Source organism: Mesorhizobium sp. M6A.T.Ce.TU.002.03.1.1, from assembly GCF_003997275.1.
GTDB classification, from domain to species: Bacteria; Pseudomonadota; Alphaproteobacteria; order Rhizobiales; family Rhizobiaceae; genus Mesorhizobium; species Mesorhizobium mediterraneum.
This window is the reverse complement of record NZ_RZTI01000014.1, coordinates 74,723-81,844: the sequence shown is the minus strand read 5'-3', so window position 1 is coordinate 81,844 and position 7,122 is coordinate 74,723. Positions and strand designations below refer to the sequence as shown.

Below are 7,122 nucleotides of genomic sequence, written 5' to 3'. Positions count from 1 at the left end.
GCGACGCAAGAAAAACCGCCGGCAAAGTTCGTGCATGACGAGGATGGCCGTCGCGGCTCGGCCGTGTCGTCGCTCGTCTCGGGCGATTGCATCGTCTCAGGCGCGTCACTGAAGCGAAGCCTGATCTTCACCGGCGCGCGCATCAATTCCTATTCGACGCTCGAGGACGTCGTCATGCTGCCCGACTGCCATGTCGGCCGGAACGCAAGGTTGAAGCGCGTGGTGATCGATCATGGCGTAAGGATACCGGAGGGGCTCGTGGTCGGCGAGGATCCGGTTCTCGACGCCAAGCGCTTCCGCGTTTCCGAAAAGGGCATCTGCCTCATCACGCAGGTCATGATCGACAAACTGGGGTTGTAGTGGATGCAGGTTCTGTCGGTCACGCCCGAAATATACCCTCTGATCAAGACTGGCGGGCTTGCCGACGTGACCGGCGCGTTGCCCATCGCGCTCGCCGGCAACGGCGTGACGATGCGCACGCTCGTTCCCGGCTATCCCCAGATCATGGATGCCTTCAAGAAGAAAAAGGCCGTTCACCAATACTCGCAGTTGCAAGGCGGCAAAGCTTCGGTCCATGCCGTGGAGATTTCAGGGCTCGATCTTTTCGTGCTCGACGCGCCGCATCTGTTCGATCGTCCCGGCGGTCCCTATGGCAATGCCACCGGCGCCGACTGGCCGGATAATTGGCGGCGTTTCGCGGCCCTGAGCCAGGTTGGCGGCGACATCGCCGGCGGCGCCATCTCGGGCTACCAGCCGGACATCGTCCACGCCCATGACTGGCAATCGGCGATGACGCTGGCCTATATGCGCTACGGCAAGGCGGTCGGAACGCCGTCGATGATCACCGTCCACAACCTCGCTTTCCAGGGCCGGTTCGGCGCCGGCATCTTTGGCGAGCTTGGCTTGCCGGCGTCGGCCATGGCGCTCGACGGCGTCGAATATTATGGCGGCGTCGGCTTCCTCAAGGCCGGCCTGCAGGCCGCCTGGGCCATCACCACGGTCAGCCCGACCTATGCCCAGGAAATCCGCTCGCCCGAATTCGGCATGGGCCTTGATGGCCTGGTCAACATGCGGTCTGTCGATCTCTATGGCATCGTCAACGGCATCGATACCGAGATATGGGACCCGGCCACCGACAAGCATCTGGTCTCCAATTACACGGCCAAGACTTTGAAGGCGCGGCACCCCAACCGGACCGCCGTCGAGGATCGTTTTGACCTCAACCGCGACGACAGTCCGATCGTCTGTGTCATCAGCCGGCTCACCTGGCAGAAGGGCATGGATATATTGGCGGCGGTCGTTGACGGGATCGTTGCGAGGGGTGCGCGCCTGGCGATTCTGGGATCCGGCGACGCCGGCCTCGAAGGTGCGCTGCTGGCCGCCGCCGCCCGCCACCGCGGTCGCATCGGCGTCGTCATCGGTTACGACGAGGGCCTTTCCCACACCATGCAGGGCGGCTGTGACGCCATCGTCATCCCGTCGCGCTTCGAGCCTTGCGGACTGACGCAGCTTTATGGCCTGCGCTATGGCTGCGTGCCGGTCGTCGCCCGCACCGGCGGCCTCGCTGACACGATCATCGATGCCAATGAAGCGTCCGTTTCGGCAGGCGTCGCGACCGGCTTCCAGTTCGCGCCCGCCGATGCCGGCGCCTTGCTGCACGCCATCCGCCGGCTGGTCGAAGCGCACGCCAACCCCACGGTCTGGACGTCGATGCAGCGGCAAGGCATGAAGGCCGACGTGTCGTGGGACAAAAGCGCGGAAAAATATGTTGAGCTCTATCGCTTGCTGCTTTCGAAAAGGGTTGCCTGAAGCATGACACAAACCGTCCCCACCAAACCCTATCTCGACCAGAAGCCCGGCACCTCCGGGCTGCGCAAGAAGGTGCCGGTGTTCCAGCAGGGGCACTATGCAGAGAACTTCATCCAGTCGATCTTCGATGCGCTGGATGGATTCAAGGGCAAGACCCTGGTGATCGGCGGCGACGGCCGCTTCTACAACCGCGAGGTCATCCAGAAGGCCATCGCCATGGCGGCAGCAAACGGCTTCGGCAAGGTGATGGTCGGGCAGGGCGGCATCCTGTCGACGCCGGCGGCCTCCAATGTCATCCGCAAATACAAGACCTTCGGCGGCATCATCCTGTCGGCCAGCCACAATCCGGGCGGCCCGCACGAGGATTTCGGCATCAAGTACAATGCCGGCAATGGCGGCCCGGCGCCGGAAAAGCTGACCGACGCGATCTTCGCCAAGACCAAGGTGATCTCCAGTTTCAAGATCGCCGACATCGACACCGTCGACTTAGACACAATCGGTACCGTCGAGGCGGGCGGCATGACGGTCGAGGTGATCGACCCGGTCGCCGACTATGCCGAGCTGATGGAAAGCCTGTTCGATTTCGATGCCTTGCGCGCGTTGTTCAAATCGGGTTTTCGCATGCGCTTCGACGCCATGCATGCCGTGACCGGTCCCTACGCCAAGGAGATCCTGGAAAACCGTCTCGGCGCGCCGAACGGCACCGCCCGTAACTTCATTCCCCTGCCCGATTTCGGCGGCCACCATCCCGATCCCAATCTGGTTCACGCCAAACACCTCTATGACGAGATGATGGGACCGGATGCGCCGGATTTCGGCGCCGCTTCCGACGGTGACGGCGACCGCAACCTGATCATCGGCAAGGGCATTTTCGTCACCCCGTCGGATTCCGTGGCCATGCTCGCCGCCAACGCCCATCTGGCGCCGGGTTATAAGGCCGGCCTGAAAGGCATCGCCCGCTCGATGCCGACCAGCGGTGCGGCCGACCGCGTCGCTGAAAAGCTCGGCATCGGCATCTATGAAACACCGACCGGCTGGAAATTCTTCGGCAACCTTCTCGACGCTGGCATGGCGACGATCTGCGGCGAGGAAAGTGCCGGAACCGGCTCCAACCATGTCCGCGAAAAGGACGGGCTGTGGGCCGTGCTGTTGTGGCTCAATATCCTTGCTGCCCGCGGCGAAAGCGCCATGCAGATCGTCACCGAGCACTGGGCGACCTACGGCCGCAATTACTATTCGCGCCATGACTATGAAGAGGTCGAGACCGACCGCGCCGACGCGCTGGTCGACGAATTGCGCGCCAAGCTCGCTTCGTTGCCCGGCACCAGCGTGCGCGGCATGAAGATCGCTGGCGCCGACGATTTCGCCTACCATGATCCGGTCGATGGCTCGATAGCCAAGCACCAGGGGATCAGGGTGCTGTTCGAAGGCGGATCGCGCGTCGTCTTCCGTCTCTCCGGCACCGGCACCTCGGGGGCGACGCTGCGCGTCTATATCGAGCGCTACGAGCCCGACAAGTCTAGGCACGATCTTGACACCCAGGAGGCGCTTGCCGATCTGATTGCGGCAGCCGATGATATCGCCGGGATTCGCGGCCATACCGGCCGCGTCAAGCCGAGCGTCATCACCTGATGCCATCTGGAATGCCGGCCGGTTATCGGCCGCGATTTGGCGGACTTGTCGGGCAAGGCGGCATTCGTTTTGCCGCATGGTCGTCTGCGGCCAGCCGGCTCTGGGTCTCGATCTTTGACGAACGGGGAAACCGTGAGATCGACCGGCTCGAACTCCGGTCGGAAGGCGAGGGCGTTCACGCGCTTTTCGTTACCGGCCTCGCTGCCGGCACTCGATACGGTTTTCGCGCCGATGGCGACTATGCCCCCGAACAAGGGCTCTGGTTCGATCCCGACAAGCTGCTGGTCGACCCCTATGCCGTCGAGATCGACAGGCCTTTTCTCTATGACGACCGGCTCGCCGCTCGCCGGTGCGAGGGGACCGACACCGCCCCGCTGCTGCCGAAGGCGATTGCCGGCGCCTTGCCAGAGCCGCTGGCTGGTCTGCCGCCGCTGTTCCAGCCCGGTGGACTGGTCTACGAAGTGCCGGTGCGAGCCTTCACCATGCTGCATCCGGACATCCCGAAGCAGCAGCGCGGCACGATTGCTGCCCTTGCCCATCCAGCCATCGTCGAGCACTTAAAAAAACTCGGGGTCGGCGCGGTCGAATTGATGCCGGTGACGGCGTCGATCGACGAGCGACATCTGCCGCCACTCGGGCTCCGCAACGCCTGGGCCTACAATCCCGTGACCTTCATGGCGCTCGATCCGCGCCTCGCGCCTGGCGGTCTCGCGGAATTGCGGCAGACTGTCGCCGCACTGCGTGAGGCCGGCATCGGTGTCATCCTCGACTTGGTCTTCAACCACACCGGCGAAAGCGACAGGTTTGGACCGACGCTGTCGCTGCGGGGCCTCGACAGCCGCGCCTATTACCGGCATTGGCCGGACGGCAGCCTGGTCAACGACACCGGCACCGGCAATACGGTCGCTTGCGATCATCCGCTCGTCCAGGAAATGGTCCTCGACACGCTTCGCCATTTTGTCCGCCATACCGGCGTCGGCGGTTTCCGTTTCGATCTGGCGCCCATTCTAGGGCGGGTCGAGGGCATTTTCGACACCGATGCGCCGCTGCTGAGGGCCGTTCGGAACGATCCGGTTCTTGGCGACAGGGTGTTAATCGCCGAGCCTTGGGATATCGGGCCGGACGGCTATCAACTCGGCAACTTCCCGCCGCCTTTCCTCGAGTGGAACGACAGATATCGCGACGATATCCGCCGCTTCTGGCGTGGCGATCGCGGCATGGTCGGCGCGCTGGCGACGCGGCTCGCCGGCTCGTCCGATGTCTTTGCCAAAGCGGGAGAGCGAACAAGCCGCAGCGTCGACTTCATCGCCGCGCATGATGGCATGGCGCTGGCCGATATCGTTGCCTACGAGCACAAGCATAACGAGGCCAATGGCGAGCAGAACAGAGATGGCCACAACGAGAACCTGTCGTGGAACAACGGCGTCGAAGGCGAAGCCGGCGATGAGGCCATCGCCAAGGCCCGCTTTGATGATCAATGCGCGCTGCTGGCGACGCTGTTTGCCTCGCGTGGAACGATCATGCTGACCGCAGGCGACGAATTCGGCCGCACGCAAAAGGGCAACAACAACGCCTATGCGCAGGACAACGGAATCACTTGGCTCGACTGGGCCGGGCGCGACCAGGCGCTGGAGCATTATGCCTCTGGACTTGCCGCGATGCGTCGCGCCGCGCCGGCACTTTCCGACACGCGCTTCCTGACCGGAGAGCCGCGGCCCGGGTCGGAAGTACCGGATGTTGCCTGGCTGACCGAGGCCGGGGCGCCAGTCGATGAGAGAAGCTGGCAGAACCCTGAGCGGCATCGCCTGGCCATGGTGCTCGGCGGCACTGGCGACGGGGGCTGCCGTCTTGCGGTCGTCGTCAATGGCGATCGTCGGGCCTGTATGTTCACGCTACCGGAGCGCGAGGGATTTTTCTGGGGCCAGGCCATGGAAACATCGGCTGGCGCTTTCGACATCTCGCGGCCGGTGCCTGGGCGAACGGTCGTTTTCATGATCGAGCGCAAGGTCGGGCCGGCCCGCATCGAGGAGAACCCATGATGGCTGATGACAATGCCGAGTGGTGGCGCGGCTGCGTCATCTATCAGATCTATCCGCGCTCCTTCCAGGACACGACGGGGGACGGCGGCGGCGATCTGCGTGGCATTGCCTCAAGGCTGGCTCACGTTGCATCGCTTGGCGTCGACGCCATCTGGCTGTCGCCCTTCTTCAAATCCCCGATGGCCGATATGGGCTACGACGTGTCCGACTATACAGCCGTCGATCCGATGTTCGGCACATCGGAGGAATTCGACGCGGTGGTCGCCGAGGCGCACCGTCTCGGCCTGAAAGTCATCATCGACCAGGTCCTGTCGCATTCCTCCGACCGGCATGAATGGTTCGTCGAAAGCCGCGCGAGCCGCGATAATCACAGGGCCGACTGGTATGTCTGGGCCGATCCGAGGCCTGACGGCACCGCGCCCAACAACTGGCTGTCGGTTTTCGGCGGACCCGCCTGGGAGTGGGATGCGACCCGCAGGCAATATTACATGCACAATTTCCTCGCCTCGCAGCCGGACCTGAATTTCCACAATCCGGAGGTTCAGGACGCCTTGCTGGAGACGGTACGGTTCTGGCTGGAGCGCGGCGTCGACGGTTTCCGGCTGGATACGGTCAACTACTACGTCCATGACCGCTGGCTGCGCAGCAATCCGCCACTGGCATCGAGCGTCGCCGGCATCAATACCGAAGCCAATCCCTATCTCTATCAGGAGCATCTGTTTGACAAGACGCAGCCTGAAAACCTCGCTTTCCTCAGGCGTTTTCGGGCGCTGCTCGACGAATATCACGGCCGCGCCGCCGTCGGTGAGGTCGGCGACGAGGGCCGTTCGTTGCAGACGCTCGCCGCCTACACCGCCGGCGGCGACAAGCTCGACATGTGCTACACTTTCGACCTGCTCGGTCCGCAATTCTCGGCAGCACACGTACGTGGCTGCGTCGAGGCTTTCGAGAGTACGGTCTCCGACGGCTGGGTCTGCTGGGCGTTTTCCAACCACGACGTCGTTCGCCATGTGACGCGCTGGACAAGGCCCGGCGGCGATCTGGAGGCGGTGGCAAAATTCTCGATCGCGCTGCTGTCGTGCCTGCGTGGATCGATCTGCCTCTATCAGGGCGAGGAGCTTGGGTTGGAGGAGGCGGAACTGGCGTTCGAGGATCTGCGCGACCCCTACGGCATCCGCTTCTGGCCCGGGTTCAAGGGCAGGGACGGATGCCGCACGCCGATGGTCTGGGAGAAAGGAGCCGACAATGCCGGTTTTTCCACTGGCAGACCGTGGCTTCCGGTGCCGGATAGCCATCGCGCCCGCGCGGTTGATGTCCAAAACGGCGAGGAGAAGTCGGTTCTAGCCAGCTACCGGGCGATGCTCGCCTTGCGCAAGCAGCATGTGGCCCTGGTACAGGGCTCGATCCGGTTTCTCGATGCAGAGGGTGATGTCCTTGCCTTCATTCGCGAAGGCGGCGGCGAGAAGCTGCTCTGCGTCTTCAATTTCGCCGACGAGCCGGCCGACTGGCCGTTGCCTCAGGATGCAGATGTTGCAGAGACAGTCGATCTTGGCGGCACTGATGCCGTCTTGCAGGATAAGATGCTGTCGCTGCCGCCCTTGGGCTGCTTCCTGGGACGAGCCGGCTGACCTCTCACCTGGCC

The 7,122-nt window shown here is 63.5% G+C and carries 4 protein-coding genes and 1 pseudogene; all 5 read left to right on the top strand.

All coding sequences use genetic code 11. From position 1 onward, the window contains the following. Positions 1-360, top strand: a pseudogene (locus EOC93_RS07165) (glucose-1-phosphate adenylyltransferase); the annotation flags it as partial. Between the two features lie 3 nt (positions 361-363). Continuing rightward, positions 364-1,809: a glycogen synthase GlgA gene (gene glgA, locus EOC93_RS07160; RefSeq protein WP_127204229.1), complete on the top strand. Its 1,446-nt coding sequence runs from the start codon at positions 364-366 to the stop codon at positions 1,807-1,809. Positions 1,810-1,812: 3 nt separating this feature from the next. Continuing rightward, positions 1,813-3,441, top strand: a complete 1,629-nt coding sequence (locus tag EOC93_RS07155; protein ID WP_127204228.1) for an alpha-D-glucose phosphate-specific phosphoglucomutase — start codon at positions 1,813-1,815, stop codon at positions 3,439-3,441. A gap of 11 nt (positions 3,442-3,452) precedes the next feature. Beyond that, positions 3,453-5,480 carry a glycogen debranching protein GlgX gene (gene glgX, locus EOC93_RS07150; RefSeq protein WP_127204227.1) on the top strand — a complete coding sequence of 676 codons (2,028 nt, stop codon included), beginning with the start codon at positions 3,453-3,455 and terminating at the stop codon, positions 5,478-5,480. Next, positions 5,480-7,108 carry an alpha-glucosidase family protein gene (locus EOC93_RS07145; protein ID WP_127204230.1) on the top strand — a complete coding sequence of 543 codons (1,629 nt, stop codon included), beginning with the start codon at positions 5,480-5,482 and terminating at the stop codon, positions 7,106-7,108. Before glgX ends, EOC93_RS07145 begins: the two co-directional genes overlap by 1 nt. The last annotated feature ends 14 nt before the right edge of the window (positions 7,109-7,122 follow it).